Source organism: Maribacter spongiae (assembly GCF_047345125.1).
In the GTDB taxonomy this organism is placed as follows: domain Bacteria; phylum Bacteroidota; class Bacteroidia; order Flavobacteriales; family Flavobacteriaceae; genus Maribacter.
This window is the reverse complement of the sequence record NZ_JBLFEQ010000004.1, coordinates 100,098-121,534: the sequence shown is the minus strand read 5'-3', so window position 1 is coordinate 121,534 and position 21,437 is coordinate 100,098. Positions and strand designations below refer to the sequence as shown.

19 protein-coding genes are annotated in these 21,437 nt (G+C 41.8%); 18 read left to right on the top strand and 1 reads right to left on the bottom strand.

What is annotated here, in order from left to right:
- Positions 1-21: 21 nt before the first annotated feature.
- From ACKWB9_RS07145 to ACKWB9_RS07115, 7 genes are all read left to right on the top strand, one after another.
- Complete coding sequence (locus ACKWB9_RS07145; RefSeq protein WP_414002323.1) at positions 22-756, top strand: HTH domain-containing protein; 735 nt, start codon at positions 22-24, stop codon at positions 754-756.
- 174 nt (positions 757-930) lie between these two features.
- Positions 931-3,225, top strand: coding sequence for an NADP-dependent malic enzyme (locus ACKWB9_RS07140; RefSeq protein WP_414002322.1), 2,295 nt, complete (start codon positions 931-933; stop codon positions 3,223-3,225).
- A gap of 79 nt (positions 3,226-3,304) precedes the next feature.
- On the top strand, positions 3,305-3,886 hold the full coding sequence (gene ruvA / locus ACKWB9_RS07135; RefSeq protein WP_414002321.1) for a Holliday junction branch migration protein RuvA: 582 nt from the start codon (positions 3,305-3,307) through the stop codon (positions 3,884-3,886).
- Between the two features lie 5 nt (positions 3,887-3,891).
- Positions 3,892-11,070: a T9SS outer membrane translocon Sov/SprA gene (sov, locus tag ACKWB9_RS07130; RefSeq protein WP_414002320.1), complete on the top strand. Its 7,179-nt coding sequence runs from the start codon at positions 3,892-3,894 to the stop codon at positions 11,068-11,070.
- Between the two features lie 121 nt (positions 11,071-11,191).
- Positions 11,192-11,572, top strand: coding sequence for a glycine cleavage system protein GcvH (gcvH, locus tag ACKWB9_RS07125; protein WP_414002319.1), 381 nt, complete (start codon positions 11,192-11,194; stop codon positions 11,570-11,572).
- Positions 11,565-11,966 carry a VanZ family protein gene (locus ACKWB9_RS07120; protein WP_414002318.1) on the top strand — a complete coding sequence of 134 codons (402 nt, stop codon included), beginning with the start codon at positions 11,565-11,567 and terminating at the stop codon, positions 11,964-11,966. The genes gcvH and ACKWB9_RS07120 overlap by 8 nt, the downstream gene beginning before the upstream one ends.
- A gap of 54 nt (positions 11,967-12,020) precedes the next feature.
- Positions 12,021-12,740, top strand: a complete 720-nt coding sequence (locus ACKWB9_RS07115) for an energy transducer TonB (protein WP_414002317.1) — start codon at positions 12,021-12,023, stop codon at positions 12,738-12,740.
- Between the two features lie 63 nt (positions 12,741-12,803).
- On the opposite strand, the gene ACKWB9_RS07110 is transcribed toward ACKWB9_RS07115, so the two are convergent.
- Complete coding sequence (locus ACKWB9_RS07110) at positions 12,804-13,691, bottom strand: MBL fold metallo-hydrolase (RefSeq protein ID WP_414002316.1); 888 nt, start codon at positions 13,689-13,691, stop codon at positions 12,804-12,806.
- Positions 13,692-13,806: 115 nt separating this feature from the next.
- Here ACKWB9_RS07110 and cyoE point away from each other — a divergent pair, with 115 nt between their 5' ends.
- The 11 genes from cyoE (at position 13,807) to ACKWB9_RS07055 (ending at position 21,437) form a co-directional block, all read left to right on the top strand.
- Positions 13,807-14,709 (top strand): heme o synthase, encoded by a 903-nt coding sequence (gene cyoE, locus ACKWB9_RS07105; protein WP_414002315.1) that lies wholly within the window; start codon positions 13,807-13,809, stop codon positions 14,707-14,709.
- A complete protein-coding gene (locus ACKWB9_RS07100; protein ID WP_414002314.1) occupies positions 14,710-15,291 on the top strand; it encodes a cytochrome c oxidase subunit 3 in 582 nt (193 codons plus the stop codon).
- Between the two features lie 98 nt (positions 15,292-15,389).
- Entirely contained in the window at positions 15,390-16,364 is a 975-nt protein-coding gene (locus tag ACKWB9_RS07095) for a cytochrome c oxidase subunit 3 (protein ID WP_414002313.1), read from the top strand.
- A gap of 69 nt (positions 16,365-16,433) precedes the next feature.
- Positions 16,434-16,817 (top strand): cytochrome C oxidase subunit IV family protein, encoded by a 384-nt coding sequence (locus ACKWB9_RS07090; RefSeq protein WP_414002312.1) that lies wholly within the window; start codon positions 16,434-16,436, stop codon positions 16,815-16,817.
- A 167-nt stretch (positions 16,818-16,984) separates the two neighbouring features.
- Entirely contained in the window at positions 16,985-17,617 is a 633-nt protein-coding gene (locus tag ACKWB9_RS07085; protein ID WP_414002311.1) for a hypothetical protein, read from the top strand.
- On the top strand, positions 17,617-18,342 hold the full coding sequence (locus tag ACKWB9_RS07080; RefSeq protein ID WP_414002310.1) for an SCO family protein: 726 nt from the start codon (positions 17,617-17,619) through the stop codon (positions 18,340-18,342). The genes ACKWB9_RS07085 and ACKWB9_RS07080 overlap by 1 nt, the downstream gene beginning before the upstream one ends.
- Positions 18,343-18,876 (top strand): DUF420 domain-containing protein, encoded by a 534-nt coding sequence (locus ACKWB9_RS07075; RefSeq protein ID WP_414002309.1) that lies wholly within the window; start codon positions 18,343-18,345, stop codon positions 18,874-18,876.
- Position 18,877: 1 nt separating this feature from the next.
- Positions 18,878-19,090, top strand: coding sequence for a hypothetical protein (locus ACKWB9_RS07070; RefSeq protein WP_414002308.1), 213 nt, complete (start codon positions 18,878-18,880; stop codon positions 19,088-19,090).
- Positions 19,091-19,207: 117 nt separating this feature from the next.
- Positions 19,208-19,381 (top strand): hypothetical protein, encoded by a 174-nt coding sequence (locus ACKWB9_RS07065; RefSeq protein ID WP_414002307.1) that lies wholly within the window; start codon positions 19,208-19,210, stop codon positions 19,379-19,381.
- A 135-nt stretch (positions 19,382-19,516) separates the two neighbouring features.
- Positions 19,517-20,218: an ABC transporter ATP-binding protein gene (locus tag ACKWB9_RS07060; RefSeq protein ID WP_414002306.1), complete on the top strand. Its 702-nt coding sequence runs from the start codon at positions 19,517-19,519 to the stop codon at positions 20,216-20,218.
- Positions 20,211-21,437, top strand: coding sequence for an ABC transporter permease (locus ACKWB9_RS07055; protein WP_414002305.1), 1,227 nt, complete (start codon positions 20,211-20,213; stop codon positions 21,435-21,437). Before ACKWB9_RS07060 ends, ACKWB9_RS07055 begins: the two co-directional genes overlap by 8 nt.

The following is a 21,437-nucleotide window of genomic DNA, read 5'->3' as shown; positions in this document are numbered from 1 at the left end:
ATAAATAAAGTTGTCCTAGATATGAATAAATTCAAAAATGCCGCATTATTAATCCTCACTGAAGTAGATAAGCCACTACACTATCAGGAAATTACCAGACTTGCTCTAGAGAAAGATATACTTCAAACTGAAGGAAAAACTCCAGCTGCATCAATGAATGCTCAAATAGTTACTGAGATTAACGCTAAAGGTGTAGCTTCTGATTTTATTAAAACTGCACCTGCTACTTATAGTATCAATCCAAATAAAAGAGCAATAAAAAAACCAAAAACAGTTTCTAAAAAAGAAAACGGGCAAATTGAAAAGATCGGTAGTGGTTTCACCGGTAAAGCTGGAGAACACTATGTGACCTCAGAACTATTATTCAGGGGATATAACGCTAGCATCATGAGTGTAGACATTGGCATGGATATTATAGCAACCAAAAACAATAAGCTCTTCTCTTTGCAAGTTAAGACTTCTAATTTACTAGGTTCGAATAGCTATATTTTCGACATGCGAAAAGTTTCTTTAGAAAGAGACCATGCCGGAAATATTTTTTATGTGTTTGTAATGATTCATCCTGACGGCTCAAAATCAGCCGTTATACTTACTTCAAATAAAATTGAAGAATTGATTCACACTAATGCTATAAAAAACATCACAAAATATGAACGATTTAGAGTAGTACTAAAAATTAGGAATAACCAAATTTTTATTGGAACCCTTGATAATCCTATTGACTATTATTGGAATAACTGGAGTATTATCAAATAAAAAATGTACCTTATTTGCACCTCTAAACTATAACTAACTAATAATCAATACACTTCATTTTCTGTATCGAAAAAAACAAAACCCTCTAATCTATAGGGTATCCGGAACATTAATTCCCGGAGCGCACCTTCTTTACAAAGAATACCCCTAAATTTGTTTTTTAAAGAACACTTCATGAGTAAGCAAAAGCAAAGAAGGGAAGCACTGATATACCATGCCAAACCCCAACCCGGAAAAATAAAGGTGGTACCCACAAAACCCTATTCCACGCAACGCGATCTGGCTTTGGCCTATTCCCCCGGTGTGGCCGAGCCTTGCCTGGAAATTGAAAAGGACAGGGAGAACGTCTATAAATATACTGCCAAGGGGAATATAGTTGCCGTTATTTCCAACGGTACCGCCGTATTGGGCTTGGGTAATATTGGTCCCGAAGCCTCTAAGCCCGTGATGGAGGGGAAGAGCCTGCTCTTTAAGATTTTTGCGGATATTGATGGGATGGATATTGAAGTGGATACCGAGGACGTAGATAAATTTGTGGAGACGGTAAAGGCCATTGCACCCACTTTTGGAGGGATTAACCTGGAGGATATAAAAGCGCCCGAAGCCTTTGAAATAGAAAGAAGATTAAAAGAGGAACTGGATATTCCCGTAATGCACGATGACCAGCACGGTACGGCAATAATTTCGGCCGCCGCCCTGTTGAACGCCCTGGAGCTCTCCAAAAAGAAAATAGAAAAAGTAAACATTGTCGTTAGTGGAGCCGGTGCCGCTGCCATATCCTGTACCAAACTGTACAAGGCATTTGGTGCAAGATCCGAGAATATTGTAATGTTGGATAGCAAAGGTGTTATCCGAAAAGATGCGGAAAACCTCTCCGAAGCTAAGCGGGAATTTGCCACGGACCGAAAAATAAACACTTTGGAAGAGGCCATGGTAAATGCGGATGTATTCATAGGGCTGTCCATGGCCGATATTGTCACTCCCGAGATGTTAAAATCCATGTCCAAGAACCCCATTGTTTTTGCCATGGCGAATCCAGATCCGGAAATTGCCTATGATACGGCCTGCAAGGCCCGTAAGGATATTATTATGGCGACCGGAAGGTCCGATCACCCCAACCAGGTGAACAATGTCCTTGGTTTTCCTTTTATTTTTAGGGGTGCCCTGGATGTAAGGGCCACCAAGATCAATGAGGAAATGAAAATGGCGGCGGTAAGGGCCTTAGCGGACCTCACCAAGGAAACCGTACCGGAGCAGGTGAACATTACCTATGATACCACCAGGCTTGCTTTTGGGAAGGATTACATTATTCCCAAGCCGTTCGATCCCCGTTTGATTTCAAAAATCCCTCCTGCCGTTGCCAGGGCGGCCATGGAAAGTGGTGTGGCCAAGTTTCCCATTGCCGATTGGGATAAATACGAGGAAGAACTTTTACTGCGGTCCGGTAATGACAATAAGGTGGTGAGGATGCTGCATAACAGGGCCAAGGTGAATCCCAAACGAATTGTTTTTACCGAAGCCGAATTGTTGGATGTGCTAAAAGCCGCCCAGATCGTATATGAAGAGGGTATTGCCGTTCCCATCCTTTTAGGGAATAAGGACGTCATTGAGAAAAATAAACAGGAATTGGAGTTTGATGCGGACGTTACGATCATTGATCCAACTTCGGACGAGTCGAAAACTATACGTGCCCGGTATGCCGATAAACTTTGGCAGCTCCGTAAACGTAAAGGGGAGACCCGTTACAGTGCAAAAGTGAATATGGCCAAAAGGAATTATTTTGGTTCCATGATGTTGGTGGAAGGAGATGCGGACGGTATGATTTCCGGATATTCCAGGGCCTATCCTAAAGTATTAAAGCCCGTTTTTGAAGTCTTGGGCCGTGCAAAGGGTGTGACCAAGGCATCTACCGTAAACATTATGATTACCGAAAGGGGACCGCTTTTTTTGGCGGATACCTCGATAAATATCGATCCAAATGCGGAAGAACTGGCGGAAATTGCCCAAATGACCGCAAATGTGGCCAGTACCTTTGGATTTGACCCCGTGGTGGCCATGTTATCGTACACCAACTTTGGCTCTTCCAACCATAAAGGAGCCCAAAAAGTACGGGATGCCGTGCGGATCTTACACGATAAAAACCCCGATTTGGTCGTAGATGGTGAAATACAGACCGATTTTGCCCTTACCCAGGACCTCTGTAACAATAATTTCCCCTTCTCTAAACTGGCCGGAAAAAAAGTAAATACGCTGATATTCCCCAATTTGGATTCGGCCAATATTACCTATAAGCTTTTAAAAGGGCTGAACAATGCGGATTCTATCGGCCCCATAATGATCGGGTTAAAAAAGTCCGTACACATTTTACAGTTGGGCGCAAGCGTGGACGAGATGGTCAATATGGCCGCCGTAGCCGTAATTGATGCCCAGGAAAGGGAGAAGCGTAAAAAAGCGAAAATGAGCAAATAAATGTAAGAATTTCCGCTTCTCCTTCAGTTTAAAAAACAACCCGAAACTTTTGAAACCTGAAATCCGAAACAATTAAAATATGATCCATCATCTTAAAGGAAAACTGGTAGAGAAAAATCCTACTCATATTATAGTGGAGTGCGGTGGCGTGGGTTATTTTGTGAACATTTCCCTAAATACCTTTTCTAAAATTCGCGATGAAGAAAAAATTAATATCTATACCCATTTGCAAATAAAAGAGGACGCACATACCCTTTTTGGATTTGCGGAGAAATCGGAACGGGAGATTTTTAGATTGTTGCTATCCGTATCGGGTATCGGTTCAAGTACCGCCAGAACTATGCTTTCGTCCATGTCTCCCGTTCAGGTCAGGGATGCGATCGCCCATGAAAATGTCCCTGTGATCCAGTCAATAAAGGGGATAGGGGCCAAAACGGCCCAAAGGGTGATTTTGGATTTAAGGGATAAGATTTTAAAAGTTCAGGATATGGACGAAGTTTCCCCAATTTCAAACAATACAAATAAAGAAGAAGCGTTATCTGCATTAGAGGTTCTTGGAATTGCAAGAAGACAATCCGAAAAGATAGTGGACAAGGTCATTTCCGAAGATTCCTCCTTAAGCGTGGAGAATATTATAAAACTTGCGCTCAAAAATTTGTAACAAGTTTGAAACAAGGGGCAACTAAATTTCTTAAAACATGTTTTAAGTTAACATTCCTATTCATACTTTTTTGTGCTTCGATACAACGGACAGTGGCACAAGAAACGAATGAGCAGGAGGTTGATTCCGTTAAAACAGGTTATGATCTGGGAAGGATTATTCTGGAAAACCCGGATAGTATCGTATCCAAATACATTTATGACCCCAAATTAGATCGCTACATCTACAATGAAAAAATAGGGGATTTTAATATTGGATACCCCATCATTCTTACGCCCGAACAATATTTTGACCTCATTAAGAAAGAAGGGATCAAATCTTATTTCAAGGAAAAATCCGATGCCTATTCCGGTAAAAAGGCAGGTAGTGAAGAAGCCAGAAAAAACCTACTGCCGAATTTCTATGTAAACAATAATTTTTTCCAGTCCGTCTTTGGCGGGAATACCATCGAGGTCATTCCCCAGGGTTCCGTGGCGATGGATCTGGGGGTAATTTGGCAGAAAAACGACAACCCTTCACTTTCCCCAAGGAACAGGACCAATCTTTCATTTGATTTTGATCAACGTATAAGCTTGAGTATGTTGGGGAAAATAGGGGAACGATTGCAGGTGACCGCTAATTATGACACCGAGGCGACTTTTGATTTTCAGAACCTGGTAAAACTGGACTTTACGCCTACGGAGGACGATATTCTACGTAAGATCGAAGTGGGTAATGTGAGCATGCCCTTGAACAGTTCGTTAATACAGGGCGCACAGAGTTTATTCGGGGTAAAGACCCAATTGCAATTTGGGAAGACTACCGTAACCGCGGTGTTTTCGGAGCAGCGTTCACAAAACAACACCGTTGTGGCCCAGGGGGGGGGTACCTTAAACGAATTCTCTATTACGGCCCTGGATTACGATGAGGACAAGCACTTTTTCCTGGCCCAGTATTTCAGGGATAATTATGACAGGGCCCTGGAAACCTATCCCTATATCCAAAGTCAGGTACAGATTACCCGATTGGAAGTATGGGTCACCAACCGAAGCCAGCAAACATTGAACGTAAGAAATGTGGTGGCCTTACAGGATTTGGGGGAACCCGGCGAAGAAAAGACCCGGGTCGGACAAAACAATGGGAACGGAGCTGCCTTTTTTAACGACCCCACCGATTTGCGCCCCAGGAACAATGCCAATGATTATGACCCCACATTAATTGGAAGCGGCGGAGCATTAACGGATGGGATCCGTGATGTGGCTACCGTGGAGAACGGTTTTAATGCAGCCAGTTTTGTTGGTGGATACGGCCCCAATCAGGGATTTGATTATGCCATTTTGGAAAATGCCAGAAAACTGGAAGAAGGCAGGGACTATGATTTTAATTCGCAATTGGGCTATATTTCCCTGAATCAGCGCCTGAGCAATGATGAGGTGTTGGCCGTGGCCTATCAATATACATTTCAGGGAGAAGTATTTCAGGTAGGTGAATTTGCCAACGGAGGGTTAGATGCCACAACGGTTTCCGGTAATGTGAATCCCATTATCGAGAACAATACTCTTATATTAAAACTTTTAAAGAGCAATATTACCAACATCAACGATCCTATCTGGGATTTGATGATGAAGAATATATATGCGACCAGGGCTTTTAGATTGAGTCAGGAAGATTTTAAGATGAACATCCTATATTCCGACCCCACGCCACGTAACTATATTACCCCTATAGTTGAGGGGCCGGGCTCTGGATGGCCCGAGGGTCTGGAAGAGCGGATCCTTTTAGATGTCTTTAATCTGGATAGGTTGAATATCTACAACGATGTGCAACCCGGAGGGGATGGCTTCTTTGATTTTGTGCCGGGGCAGACCATAGATATTCAGGGAGGTAGGATTGTCTTTACCAAGGTGGAACCTTTTGGGGAATACTTGTTCGAGACTTTGGCCAATGGGAACGAGGCCCAATACGATAACCCGTCGGCCTATAATGAAAACCAACAGCAGTACGTCTTTAGGGATATGTACGAGCTTACCAAGGCCGCTGCCCTGCAAGACCCCGAAAAGAACAAGTTCCTTTTAAAAGGGAGGTACAAATCCGAAAGTGGTAGCGGGATTCCCATAGGTGCCTTTAATGTGCCCAGGGGTTCGGTACGGGTAACGGCCGGGGGCAGGCAATTACAGGAGGGAATAGATTATACGGTGAATTATCAGGCCGGTACAGTACAGATTTTGGACCCGAGCCTGGAAGCCTCCAATACGCCCATAAATATATCCGTGGAAAATAATGCGGTATTCGGTCAGCAAACAAGACGGTTTACAGGGGTAAATGTAGAACATCAGTTCAATAAGAATTTTGTATTGGGAGGAACGTTCTTAAACCTGAACGAACGCCCATTGACACAAAAATCGAACTTTGGTGTGGAGCCGGTAAACAATACCATTTTTGGACTGAACGGAAATTTCTCTACGGAAGTTCCCTTTTTGACCAGAATGGTCAACAAACTACCGAATATTGATACGGACGTTCCTTCAAATATTTCGGTGAGGGCGGAAGTAGCCTGGTTGAAGCCCAATTCGCCCAAAAATGCGGATTTTCGGGGAGAGACGACCACTTATGTGGATGACTTTGAAGGTGCTCAGGCACTGATAGATATTCGTGCTTCCCTGGGATGGACCCTGGCGAGTACACCTTTGGAATTTGCTCCCGGAGGGCAGTTGTCCGGGAGTTCCCCGGAGGATGCCGCCAATTTGGAAAACGGTTATGGAAGAGCCAAGATGGCCTGGTACACCATTGATCCCATTTTCTATACCAACCAAAGACCGGCAGGTATTAGTGATAACGATATTTCTACCAACCCGACACGCCGGATCTTTATAGATGAGGTTTTTCCACAAGTGGATATTGCCCAGGGGCAGACTACCGTGCAGGGAACATTGGACATAGCCTATTATCCAAATCTAAAAGGCCCCTACAATAACAATCCTAATTTTGAAACGGAACGGCCGGAGGAAAAATGGGCAGGTATCATGCGCTCGTTGAGCAGTACCAATTTTGAACAGGCCAATGTGGAATTTGTGCAGTTTTGGGTGTTAGATCCCTATGTGGACGGTGAAGCCACGGGTTCGGGAGAGTTGGTACTGAATCTTGGGAATATATCCGAGGATGTTTTAAAGGATGGCAGAAAACAATATGAGAACGGATTGCCCGGTGTGGAGAGCAATGATTTTGTAGCACCTACCTCGTGGGGCGAAGTTCCTGCAACACAATCATTGGTCTATGCCTTTGATGCCAACGAGGCCAACCGGTCCCTGCAGGATATTGGTTTTGACGGATTGGACGATGCCGCAGAAGGGACCGTCTATGATAATAATGGGGGAACAGATCCCGCTTTGGACAATTATCAATATTACCTGAACCGGGAAGGTGGAATCCTGGAACGTTATTTGGATTTTAATAATCCGGACGGTAATTCCCCCGTTACGGTGACCAATACCAATAGGGGATCTACAACATTGCCGGACGTAGAGGATATTGACCGTGACCTGACCATGAATACGGTGAACAGCTATTACGAATACCGTATAGAGATCAAGCCGAACACGACCATAGACGATAAATACGTAACCGATATCAAAGAAGGGATTACTCCCCAGTTGCCCAACGGAGATCAATTGAACAGAAGATGGATACAGTATAAAATTCCATTAAGCGATTTTTCCGATGCCGTTGGAGGGATTACGGATTTTAGATCCATCAGTTTTATGCGGATGTACATGACCGGCTTTACCAGTCCTGCGGTACTTCGTTTTGCTACCTTGGATCTGGTGCGGGGAGATTGGCGTACCTATACCAGGACACTACAGGACGTGGATGTGGACAGCGACCCTTCGGATGATGGGACCACATTGGATGTGAATACCGTGAATATAGAAGAGAACAACAGCAGGCTTCCTATTCCGTACGTATTGCCCCCAGGTGTCGTTCGTGAACAGTTGAACAATAACAATACCATTATCCGTCAGAACGAGCAGTCCCTGTCCTTATTGGTGGATAATTTGGAATCTGAAGATTCCAGGGGTGTTTTCAAAAATTTGAATATCGATATTCGGCAATATAAAAGTCTTAAAATGTTTCTGCATGCCGAAAAAATTGTAGATAGTGATTATTCCGATGACGATATGCCTTTGGTAGGTTTTCTGAGAATAGGTACGGATTTTACACAGAATTTTTATCAGATCGAACTGCCTTTGCAATTCACCCCCTTCAGTGCTACCTCGGAGAGCCAGATATGGCCGGAAGCCAATGAAATGAATATTTCATTGAGCGATTTGAACAAGGTAAAGTCCCTATGGATCACCAGTGGGGATTTGAGCGATATCCGATTTTTTGAAGTGGACAATGGGGAGGTGTTTCCCGTAAATGAATTTGACCCAAGAACACCGGGAAGGTTGCGTATAGGAATAAAAGGAAATCCATCTTTAGGGAGTATCCGTAGTATGATGGTGGGGATTAAAAACCAGGATGCACTGCCTGCAAGAGGTGAAGTGTGGTTCAATGAACTGCGTTTGGCGGGCTTGGACAATAATGGTGGTTGGGCGGCCGTAGGAGCGGTAGATGCCAACATTGCCGATTTTGCCAATGTAACCGCAACGGGAAGCACCAGCACCTCGGGCTTTGGGTCTATCGATCAGATGCCCAATGAACGGGCCAGGGAAGATGCCATTGCCTATGATGTGGTCACCAATATAAATGTGGGACAACTATTGCCGAAAAAATGGGGTGTACAACTACCTTTCAATTATGGTATATCCGAGCAATTGATCACTCCGGAGTTTGACCCCGTCTATGACGATTTAAAACTGGATGACCTGATCGATGCCGCTCCCGATGCGGAGGCTGCGGATGAAATAAGAAAACAGGCCGAGGATTACACCAAAAGGACAAGCATTAACTTGATCGGGGTACGGAAAGATAGGGGAGAGGAAGCGGATGCCAATTTTTACGATATAGAAAATTTCACCTTTAATTATTCCTATAACGAAACAAGCCATAGGGATTTTGAAATTGCCCAACTTAGAGATCAGAACATAACCACGGGGTTTGTGTATAATCACAGTTTTGACCCTGTAGAAGTAGCGCCCTTTAAAAAGAAGGATTCCTTGTTTACGGGCAAATACTGGCAGTGGTTAAAAGATTTAAACTTGAATTTGCTACCGGCAAGTATCTCGTTGAATTCCGATATCAACAGGCAATTTAATGCGCAACGGTTTAGGGATGTACGTGAGGAAGGCGTAGATCGTTTGGAACTTCCAGAATTGCAACAGCGCAATTACCTGTTCAATTGGCAATACGCCGTAAATTATAATTTGACCAAATCCCTTCGTCTTAATCTTACGGCCTCTAACAATAATATCGTCCGGAACTATTTTGAGGAAGAGGGTAATCCAAATTCGCCCATTGATAAGACATTGGGCCTTTGGGACGGTTTCTTTGATATTGGGGAACCCAATAGGCATTCACAAGAATTACAGTTGAATTACGAAATTCCCTTTGCCAAGGTTCCGGCATTGGATTTTATAAACGCACAATACAGTTATACCAGTAATTTTGACTGGCAACGTGGTGGAGATGCCTTGCAGAAAGTAGCGAGAGAAGCGATCAATACCATTCAAAATGCCAATACCCATACGATTACGGCTTCTTTGACCATGCAGAAGTTTTATGACCTTATCGGTCTAAAGAAAAGGGAAGGCGGCTCGTCCAAAACTTCCAGCGGGCCCGTCCGCAGGGATAAGGCGGGAGTTCCCGTAAATGATCGGGAGAAAGAGGTGAAAAAGACCAGTGGCCTGTTCAATACCGTTGTGGATGTTTTGACCATGGTCAAAAGACTGAATATTACCTATAATGAAAACAATGGTACGGTATTGCCCGGTTATACCCAATCCGTTGGGTTTATAGGAACGGCAAGGCCTACCTTGGGCTTTGTTTTCGGGAGCCAGTCCGATGTGCGTTTTGAAGCCGCAAGAAACGGCTGGTTGACTACTTTCCCCGAGTTTAACGAGCAATTTATACAACGTACGAATAAACAATTGAATATTACGGCCACGGCACAACCCGTAAAGGACTTGACGATAGACTTGTTCGCGGACAGGCAGTATTCCAATAGCTATCAGGAAAACTTTAATGTGGATATAACCGCGGACGAACCCTACAACGTACAGTTGGGCAATAATTTTGGCAACTTTAGTATCTCTACCATAATGATCGGTACCGCTTTTGGAAAAAGTGACGAATTTGATTCCGCTACCTTTCAAAAATTCAAGGAAAATAGGATTACCATTGCCAATCGTTTGGTCGCCGATCGTGGTCAGAACCCCGGAACTTTGGATGCCGATAATTTTCCGCAACTGTATGGCAAAACACAACAAGAAGTGTTGTTGCCCGCGTTCTTTGCGGCCTATACGGGCCAGGACGTGAACCGGGTGAATTTGGATGTGTTTCGGCAAATACCCATTCCCAATTGGAATATCAAATATACGGGCTTAATGAAAACCAAGTGGTTCAAAAAGCGATTCAAACGTTTCTCCCTGAGCCATGGATATCGTGCGTCCTATAGTATCAACTCCTTTCAGACAAATCTGGAAAAGACACAGCTAATTGCAGATGGGGCATCACCCGTTAATAATGAAAACGGGGATTTATTACCGGATTTTATTTTGAACAACGTAGTGTTGACCGATCAGTTCAACCCCTTGGTCCGTGTTGATTTTGAGATGAAGAACTCCGTAAGTGTTCTGGCCGAAGTCCAAAGCCAACGTATGTTGGCGTTAAGTTTTGACAACAATCTAATGACAGAGAATAATAGCAAAGACTATACTATAGGTTTGGGATACCGTATCAAAGATGTGAAATTCGTAACCAATATTGGCGGGAACAAGACCAGACTTAAGGGAGACTTAAACCTTAAGGCGGATGTTACCCTAAGGGATAATATCACGATTATTAGAAATCTGGATATTGATAACAATCAGATTACTTCCGGGCAAAATTTATTATCCATTAAATTTACTGCGGACTATGCCCTGAGCAAACAATTGAACGCTCTGTTCTTTTATGACCATTCCTTTTCACAATTTGCCGTATCCACGGCATTTCCACAGACCACGATCAATGCCGGTTTCACTCTGCGCTATAACTTCGGGAATTAAGACGGGATAGAATATACGGCAGTTTTTTTTGTTGTTTGAAGCTTCTAAATTTACTGGATACAATATTTTTGAAAATCGTTGGGGAATCAATTACTTTTGCTGAAGGATAAATAAAAAAGGAATGAATATACCATCGGAATTAAAGTATACCAAAGACCACGAATGGATCAAGATCGAAGGAGATGTGGCCACCGTGGGGATTACCGATTTTGCCCAGGGCGAATTGGGGGACATTGTTTACGTTGAAGTGGAAACCTTGGAGGAAACACTGGATAGGGAAGAGGTATTCGGTACCGTTGAGGCGGTAAAAACGGTTTCGGATTTGTTTCAGCCATTGTCGGGTGAAATCATCGCTTTTAACGAGGCTTTGGAAGACGAACCGGAAAAGGTAAATACAGATCCTTACGGAGAAGGTTGGATGGTGAAAATAAAATTTAATGATTCCAGCGAACTGGATGATTTGCTTTCGGATGCGGATTATAAGGAACTTATAGGTGCATAGGGCAAATTTTTTTACCATATTGTTAATAAGCTGGATAGTGTTCGTTACATTTTCCAGCTTATTTTCTTTTGAAGGAATGGATACTTCGGGAATAGATATTCCCCATATGGACAAGCTGGTACACTTTACGTTCTATTTTGTAATGGCCATATTGAGCGTAGTTGCATTGAAGGAAGATTTGTGTAAGGGGATAAAACTGTCCAAGGCACTGTTCTTGGGGACATCTTTTTCTGTTTTATATGGCATAATTATTGAGGTGATTCAATCAACGTGGACATCGGATCGTCACGGGGATGTATGGGATGCCATAGCAAATACCATGGGTGCTTTGGCGGGCATGGTGCTAACAGCTATATGGATTTCAAGGAAAGGGCCGTTAAAATGGAAATTTTAATTGCATTTTAATCAATTTATTAATTAAATTAGCAAACATTAAATTATTTAGGATATGGAACCGAAAAAGAATCCCAAAGCGGATTTAACTACAAATAGCAGTTTATATTTTGTGATAGGATTGTTCGCGGTAATGATTTTTACTTATGTGGCGTTTGAGTGGAAAACGTATGATAAGACGAACGATTATGATATTTCAATGAACGTGGATGATTTGTTGGACGAAGAGGTTCCGATGACGGAACAGATCAAAACTCCACCACCTCCGCCACCTCCTGCGGCACCTGAAATTATTGAAGTTGTTGAAGACGAGGAAGAAGTGGAGGAAACGGTTATAGAGTCGACCGAAACAAGTCAGGAAGAAGAGATCATGGAAGTGGAGGATGTGGTTGTCGATGAGATGGAAGAAGATGTGGATGTCCCCTTTGCCGTTATTGAGGATGTACCTGTTTTTCCCGGTTGTGAAAAGGAAAAAGGAAAAGGAGCTTCGGCCATGCGTGCTTGTTTCAATAAGATGATCCAAAAGCATATTGGCAGAAACTTCCGATATCCTGAAATTGCTCAGGAAATGGGTGTTCAGGGAAGGGTTAGCGTAATGTTCGTCATCCAAAAAGACGGAAGTATCGGTAATATAAGAATGCGTGGTCCGGACAAGAATTTGGAAAAAGAAGCGGCAAGGATTATCGGGAAACTGCCAAAAATGACCCCGGGAAAGCAAAGAGGTAGACCGGTAAGGGTTCCCTTTAGTATCCCGATTAATTTTAAACTACAGTAAATATATATCTTTTGATTATAGAAAAGGCCCGGACTATGTCCGGGCCTTTTTGCTGGGAAAGATTTAATATCGTTCAGGACTATTTTTTAGGCTATTGTAAAATGTAGCCCTAATTCTTTGAGGGTTGATAAAGCCATTACCGTGTGTTGCATCATATTTATTGGTTAGACTATTGTCCTTTTCCACATCTTCCAAAGACTTTCCTTCCTGGATTGCCTTTTGTATATTTTCCCTGATTTCGGAAAGCATGGCCGTATATTCCCGTAGTTCGGTTTTATTTGATGGTCTTCCGTGACCGGGAATGATTTTGGTATCACCATTAATGATCGTCAAAGCCTTTTTGTGCGCAGCGATATAGCCGTTAACGCTACCTCCGTTTTTTAAATCGATATATGGGTATCTGCCGGAAAAGTAAGCATCTCCCATGTGCAATACATTATTGTTCATGAAATAGACCATGGCATCACCATTGGTATGGGCGTTGTGTACATGAAAGGCCATAATGGTCTCATTTCCGTCGTACAAGGTAACATCTTCCGAAAAAGTTATTTCCGGGAGGATGGCGTTGCCGAGTTCGGGCCTTTCCTTTAATCGTGTCTTTAAACTTTTTCTAACATTCTCGTGGGCTATCAATGTAGTCTCTTTGGTATTGAAATTGATATTTCCTCCCGTGTGGTCCCCATGCATATGTGTATTAAAAAGATAGGCAATGGGTTTGTCCGTAATGCTATGGATCGTTTTTTTGATTTTTGGACTCAATCGGTCAAATTGATCGTCGATCATAAAAACATGCTCACCACCTACATATATGCCTATATTTCCACCTTGCCCGGTGAGCATGTAAACATTTTGGGAGAGGGTATCTACGGTAATTACAATGGCATTTTGTTGTGCGGATAACGATAGGGAAGAGCTTAATAGAATAGAAATAAAAAAGCCGATTTGTTTCATTTTTAGGATTTTACGAATTGAATGAACAGGAATCAAATATAATAGAAATAGTGCTATTTAATTGCAGAAATATGTGTTGCGGGTTATCTTTGCAGACCTATTTTTAATTCAAAGCATGAAGACTGCTGTAGAGGTGGCGAAAGCAAATCAAATTTCATTGGTTTTTGCTGATTTTAAAGAGATTACCAAGGCCAAACTGGCTATTAGCGTGGTATTTTCCTCTATAGCCGGGTATTTTCTGGGAGCTTATGATGTAAAGTGGATGTCCGTTTTGCTATTGGCATTTGGCGGCTATTGTATGGTAGGGGCCAGTAACGCTTTCAATCAGATTATTGAAAGGGATTTGGATGCCTTGATGAAAAGAACGGGGAACAGGCCCATACCATCGGGTAGAATGTCCGTTTCCACGGCTATGGGAATCGCCATTTTATTGACCGCCCTTGGGGTGATATCATTGTATATCCTCAATCCCAAAACAGCCATGTTCGGGGCCATTTCGATTTTTCTGTATACCTGCGTATATACTCCACTAAAAACGATAACGCCACTTTCGGTTTTTGTGGGCGCCTTTCCCGGGGCTATTCCTTTTATGCTCGGATGGGTGGCGGCCACCAATGAATTTGGAATTGAACCGGGAACATTGTTTATGCTTCAGTTTTTTTGGCAGTTCCCACACTTTTGGGCCTTGGGTTGGATGTTGGACGAAGATTATAGGAAAGGCGGGTTTAAGATGTTGCCTACTGGAAAAAAGGATGCCGCTACCGCATTACAGATTATAATGTACACCATTTGGATGATGGCCGTTTCGGTAATCCCGGTTTTTGGGATCACCGGGAGACTGCATTTGTCCGTTCCATCGGCTATTATTGTTTTGCTCATGGGGGGCGTTATGCTGTTTTTTGCATTAAGGCTTTATACGAACAGGGATAATATATCGGCTAGGAGGTTAATGCTGGCCAGTGTGAGCTATATAACGTTTATGCAGGTGATATATGTAATGGATAAATTTTTGGCATAGATGGATTTAACACAGGGTACCACAAAGGAAAAAAACGATAGGGCAAAAAAAATGATGCTTTGGTTTGGCATTGCCAGTTTGCTTATGGGCTTTGCCGGTTGGACCAGTGCCTATATCGTTAGTAGTTCCAGGGAAGATTGGATTCAAGACTTGGACCTGCCTTCTTCATTTTACATAAGCACGGTAATACTAATAATAAGTAGTCTTACCTATTTTCTGGCACAGAAAGCTGTTCAGGCCAATAAGATGGATATGTGCACCTTATTGTTGCTGATTACTTTGGGCCTGGGAACGGGCTTTGTTTTTTTTCAATTCGATGGTTTTTCCCAAATGGTAGATCAAGGGTATTATTTTACCGGACCTACCAGTACCATTAAAATGTCCTATGTATTTTTGATCGCCATGGTGCATATTGTGCATGTGGCGGCAGGAATTATTTCCTTATTGGTCGTCCTGTTCAATCAATGGAAGGGGAAATATTCGTCCACGGAGTATTTGGGACTGTCCTTGGGTGCTACTTTTTGGCACTTTTTAGATTTGCTTTGGGTGTATTTGATCGTATTTATGACCCTGGTAAAATAATAATTTAAAACAATGAAAGTTTTGAACTTAAATCAGCTTTTATATAGTTCAAAAAAATGTAAATTTGCTAAAGTTTTATTAAAACGATAAATTAATTTATGGATTCTACGGTTACAACGACAACGGAAGAAAATGTATGGGGAGGTGGCAATAGACCGCTCGGGGCCAGTTATGGCAAACTAATGATGTGGTTTTTCCTTGTTTCGGATGCTCTTACCTTCTCTGGCTTTCTTGCTTCTTATGGCTTTTCAAGATTTAAATTTATCGAGACTTGGCCCATTGCCGATGAAGTATTTACGCACGTTCCGTTTTTCCATGGAAATTACCCGATGATATATGTGGCCTTTATGACCTTTATTTTGATCATGTCTTCCGTGACCATGGTATTGGCCGTGGACGCCGGTCATAAAATGAAAAAAAATGCCGTGATCTGGTATATGTTCGCGACCATTATAGGAGGGGCTATTTTCGTAGGTTCCCAGGCATGGGAATGGGCTACTTTTATAAAAGGTGATTTTGGTGCTTTGGAAACCAAGGGAGGTAGGATCCTTCAATTTGTCAAAGCGAATACCGGAGAAAGGGCCGCTATTGCGGATTTTGCAACATTCATTCCAACGGAAAGGACCACTCATGAAAGAAAGAACGGTATTTGGTTTGATACGGAAGGCACAAGAACGAGCCATACGGTCAGTGAGGTAATAGAAGGTTTTAAGGCAGACCCCAATATTCTGATAAGAACGGAGACGATTAACGAGGCAGGGGAAAAAACGGTATTGTCCCGATCGGAGTCAATGGCTAAGCTGAAAAATGCTACTCAAGTTGTTGAAGGGGCCAATCTGATTCATAATGAATATGGTAGTCGTCTTTTTGCGGACTTCTTTTTCTTTATTACAGGCTTTCACGGGTTTCACGTATTCTCTGGGGTACTTATTAACCTGATCATATTCTTTAATGTGGTTTTGGGTACGTATGAAAAAAGAGGCCATTATGAAATGGTGGAGAAAGTAGGTCTTTATTGGCACTTTGTAGATTTGGTCTGGGTATTCGTATTTACATTTTTCTATTTGGTATAATCGTTTTAAGGTCGTTTCCGTGAAGGTTGGGAATCTTGAAGAATAGTAGTTTAAAATATTAATTATATAATGGCACACGAGCATAAACTTGAGATTTTTAGAGGATTGTTGAAGTTTAAATCCAACACCCAAAAAATTTGGGGCGTATTGGCTTTTTTGACCCTTGTAACGGCTGTGGAAGTGGTTTTGGGTATTCTAAAACCGGAGTCTCTTACGGATTCCTATTTTTTAAGGATGAAGTTATTGAACTGGATATTCATTATTCTTACCCTGGTAAAGGCATATTATATTGCTTGGGATTTTATGCACCTGCGTGATGAAAAAAGCGCTTTGAGAAGGGCCATTGTATGGACACCGATATTCCTGGTCATATATTTGACAATCATTCTTTTGGTAGAAGCCGATTATATTTATAACATATATAAGGATGGGTTTGTAACCTGGAATTTCTAGAAAATAAAAACAGTATTAAAAAGACGGTTTAAACACCGTCTTTTTTTATTTTTGTACGTGTCATTGGGCAGTAAGCCTACATCGATTCAGCTTAACAAATTATTGGTGTATAGATGAATTGTACCTGCCTGTTTTAGGTAGTCCACTCCTAAAATAAATGCCAACAGATGAAAAAGACCTTCGTTCTTGTTGTACTTTTTATACTGCCCATTGTGGCATATCTTTTCTTTGCCTCTGGAGTGAACAATTTTGGTAAACTTCCAACACTTACGGAGGGTATTAAAGAACTGAATGCAGAAGGGCAGGATGTGCGATTTACCGATAATATTACGATCCTTGGTTTTTTAGGGTATGATATCGCTTTGAAAAAAGGGAATGCGTTTAACCTGAATCAAAAAATATACAAGCGTTTTTATGAGTTCAAGGATTTTCAATGTGTAATGATAGTGCCAAAAGGAACAGAGGATAAAGTTGCAGAACTTAAAAAAGAACTTGCTGATTTAGCGGATGTAAGAAAATGGAGATTTGTCTTTGCAGACCCTCAAATGGTAAGGCAAATTTTTGGCAACCTGGGGACAAACCTGATGTTGGACAAAAATTTGGGTACCCCTTATGTTTTTATAATTGACAAGGAGAGGAACCTTAGGGGAAGGACCGCCGATGAGGAGGAAGGAACAAAATATGGTTTTAATACCAATTCCGTGGCGGAGTTGAACAATAAAATGGAAGATGACGTAAAAGTCATTTTGGCCGAATACAGGCTAGCTTTAAAAAAGAACAATGCAAACAGGGCCAAATAGTGAATAAAAAATACACATACATTTGGGTTTCCTTGATCATTCTGATTTTTGGGATCATTGTTATTCCGAGAATTGTGGACCGCATCAAATCGGGCGCGGTTGTGGAAATGGATCGCATGCATATTCCCGAAAAAGAAAAGAAGTTGGGTTATATTCTTTTGAACGGCGAAAAAAGACGTGTTCCCGGTTTTCAATTTACGAATCAGGATAGCTTACTTATTTCGGATAAAGATTATCTGGGTAAAGTGTATCTGGTAGAATTCTTTTTTACCTCCTGCCCAAGTATTTGCCCGATAATGACAAAAAATCTAGTAGCCCTTCAAGATCATTTTGAATACAATTCCAATTTTGGGGTGGCCTCCTTTTCCATAACTCCACAATACGATACCCCTCGAACACTTAAAGCGTATGCCGAAAAAAATGGAATAAAAGATGTGGATTGGCATTTAATGACAGGGGACAAAGAAGCTATCTATGATCTGGCCAATAGCGGATTTAATATTTTTGCCGCCGAAATGCCGGATGCCCCGGGAGGTTTTGAACATTCCGGACTATTTGCCTTGATAGATAAAGAAGGTTACATACGTTCACGAACGGATAGGTTTGGAAATCCAATAGTGTATTATAGAGGTGCCATTACGGAGGAAATGGGGGAAAATAACCAAGGGGAAAAGGAAGAGATAAGTATTTTAAAAGAGGATATTAAAAAATTGCTGGAAGAGTAAATGGAAACTACGGTCATAAAAGAAAAGAGGATCAAACTATGGATAACTATACTTTCCATTGCAATTCCCCTGGTCGTTGCCATGCTCTTCGGATATAAAATACCCAATGCCGAACCGCTCAACTTTTTACCGCCCATTTATGCCGCTACCAATGGGATAACGGCACTTTTACTTATTGTTGCCGTTGTGGCGATCAAGAAAGGAAAACAAAAATTACATCAGGCTATAATGATCGGCTGTATTGTATTGTCATTGGCCTTTTTGATAATGTACATAGCGTATCACATGACCGCTGATGCTACTTCTTATGGAGGGGAAGGGATTATGGGATATGTTTATTTTTTTGTTCTTATTTCGCATATCGTTTTGTCCATAGCCATTATTCCCCTTGTACTCATTACGTATAGCAAAACATATTTAGGGGATTTTAAGGCACATAAAAAATGGGCCAGATACACTTTTCCCATTTGGTTGTATGTGGTTGTAACGGGTGTAATTGTATATATTATGATTTCACCTTATTATAGTTATTGATATGAAAAAGCACCTTTTGGTCATTTTTTTGGTGCTGGTGTTGATGCCACAACTTACCGAGGCGCAATGTGCCATGTGTAGGGCCGTACTGGAGAGCGAGGAGTCTGGGAACGCCGCCAAAGGAATCAATAACGGTATCGTCTACTTAATGGCGATACCTTATATATTGATTGGAGGACTTTTCTATTTCATCTATCGGAAAATTCGATCTTAACAAAAATTTAGGGCTTTAACACTTTTTTCTTGCTCAATCTGTAACATTGTAGCGGATAGCTAGTCTTAAATGTATATGCAATACCCATATTGTATTCATCGATCAAATCAATCACACATGTTCGACATTGAACGTTGGCAGGAAATTTTCGATATCGTTCGGAAAAATAAATTACTGATTTTCCTTAGGGGGATTTCCGTAGTTTCCGGTGTAGTTATTCCCATTGTTTTACTAGAAAAAAACTTAAATCGTCATAATAAAGGCATGATGTCAAAAGTGGGTACGGAATAAATTAAAATCCCGTGAATTTGCTAAAAACTAAAGAAATATCAAAAAAGAGAGATAGATCATGTAACATTTTATCAAGTTGGATGTCCTATGCATGAATGTCGTTTGAGGAACCTCTAAACCAGTAACGGAAGCAAAATGATTAAAATTAAAGATCTTCACAAATCCTATAAAATGGGAAACAATTCCCTACATGTATTAAAAGGGATAAATTTTGTGGCGGAAGAAGGGGAATTAATTGCCATAATGGGGTCCTCAGGTTCCGGGAAATCTACGTTATTGAATATTTTGGGTATGTTGGACGAAGCGGATTCCGGCGAATATACGTTGGACGGGGTTCCGATCAAGGATTTGAACGAAACAAAGGCGGCCAAGTACCGCAATCAATTTCTGGGTTTCGTTTTCCAGTCCTTTAATCTGATCAATTATAAAAGTGCCATGGAAAATGTGGCCTTGCCCCTGTACTACCAGAGAATGGGTAGAAAAGAACGCCAGGAAAAGGCGTTGAAGTATTTGGAACAGGTAGGCTTAAAGGAATGGGCGACCCATTTGCCCAACGAGCTTTCCGGGGGACAAAAACAAAGGGTTGCCATTGCCAGGGCCATGGTCTCGGAACCAAAAGTGCTTTTGGCGGATGAGCCCACAGGTGCCCTGGACAGTACCACGTCTTATGAGGTTATGGATTTGATCCAAAAAATTAACGATCAGGGCAACACCATTTTGGTGGTTACCCATGAAGAGGACATTGCCCGCATGTGCAAACGGATCGTACACTTAAAAGATGGGGTTATCGTAGAAGACAAAAAAGTAGCACAAGTTAGAGCATCGGAGTATGTTTAGCAGGGATAACTGGAAAGAGATATTCGAAACCATACAAAAAAACAAGTTAAGAACGTTCTTATCTGGTTTTACGGTAGCCTTGGGTATTTTGATTTTTGTGGTACTCTACGGCTTTGGTAATGGGCTGATCAATACGTTCGATGAATTTTTTAAAGATGATGCGACCAATACTTTTTTCATCTTTCCGGGCAGGACCTCCAAACCTTATAGAGGATATAAATCCAAACGAAGAATAGAGTTCGATAATACGGATGTAACGGACATTGAAAAGAACTTTGTCATGTTTACCCAATACATTTCCCCAAGGATGGGCAGGAGCGGTTTGGTTAAATACAGGGATAAATCCAATAATTATATCACGCGTGGTGTGAGTGAATCTTATCAGTTTGCCGAAAAGACCATAATGATGAAGGGCAGGTATTTAAATAAGACCGATATAAAAGCCCGTACAAAATATGCGGTTATTGGTAGGTTGGTGGAAAAAGACCTGTTCGAAGGAGAACCGTCCATTGGAAAGTATATTGATATTTCCGGAAGTGCATTTAAGGTGATCGGTGTGTTTCAAGACGATGCCGGTGATAATGAGGAACGAAGAATATATATTCCATATACCACAAGGCAACTTATTGAGGGAACGGACAAGGTAAACCAAATAGTCCTTGGGTTTAAACCGGAAATTGGTTATACCGGGGCAATGGCCTTTCAAAGAAGTTTGGACAAATTTATTCGAAGTAAAAAATTCATAGATCCGGAGGATCAAAACGGACTGTTCATTCGGAACATTGCCGATCAATTAAAGCAAAACCAGCAATTTGCAAGAGTACTTCAACTTATCGTTTCCATAGTGGCTTTTGGTACCATTATAGCGGGCATTATTGGCATTAGTAATATCATGGTATTCGTAGTAAAGGAAAGAACCAAGGAATTGGGCATACGAAAGGCTTTGGGCGCTACCCCAAGATCTGTGATCGGTACTATTTTATTGGAATCCATATTCATTACAACAATATCCGGTTTTGTGGGAATGATGATCGGAGTGGGCCTATTAAGTTCTCTGGGAGAGAAATTGACGGATTATTTTATAACAGATCCCTTCATTAATATGGGCACGGCTATTTTCGCCACCATAACATTGATCGTATTTGGGGCCATAGCAGGCTATATACCGGCCAGAAGGGCGGCACGTATAAAACCCATAGTAGCACTTAGAGACGAATAA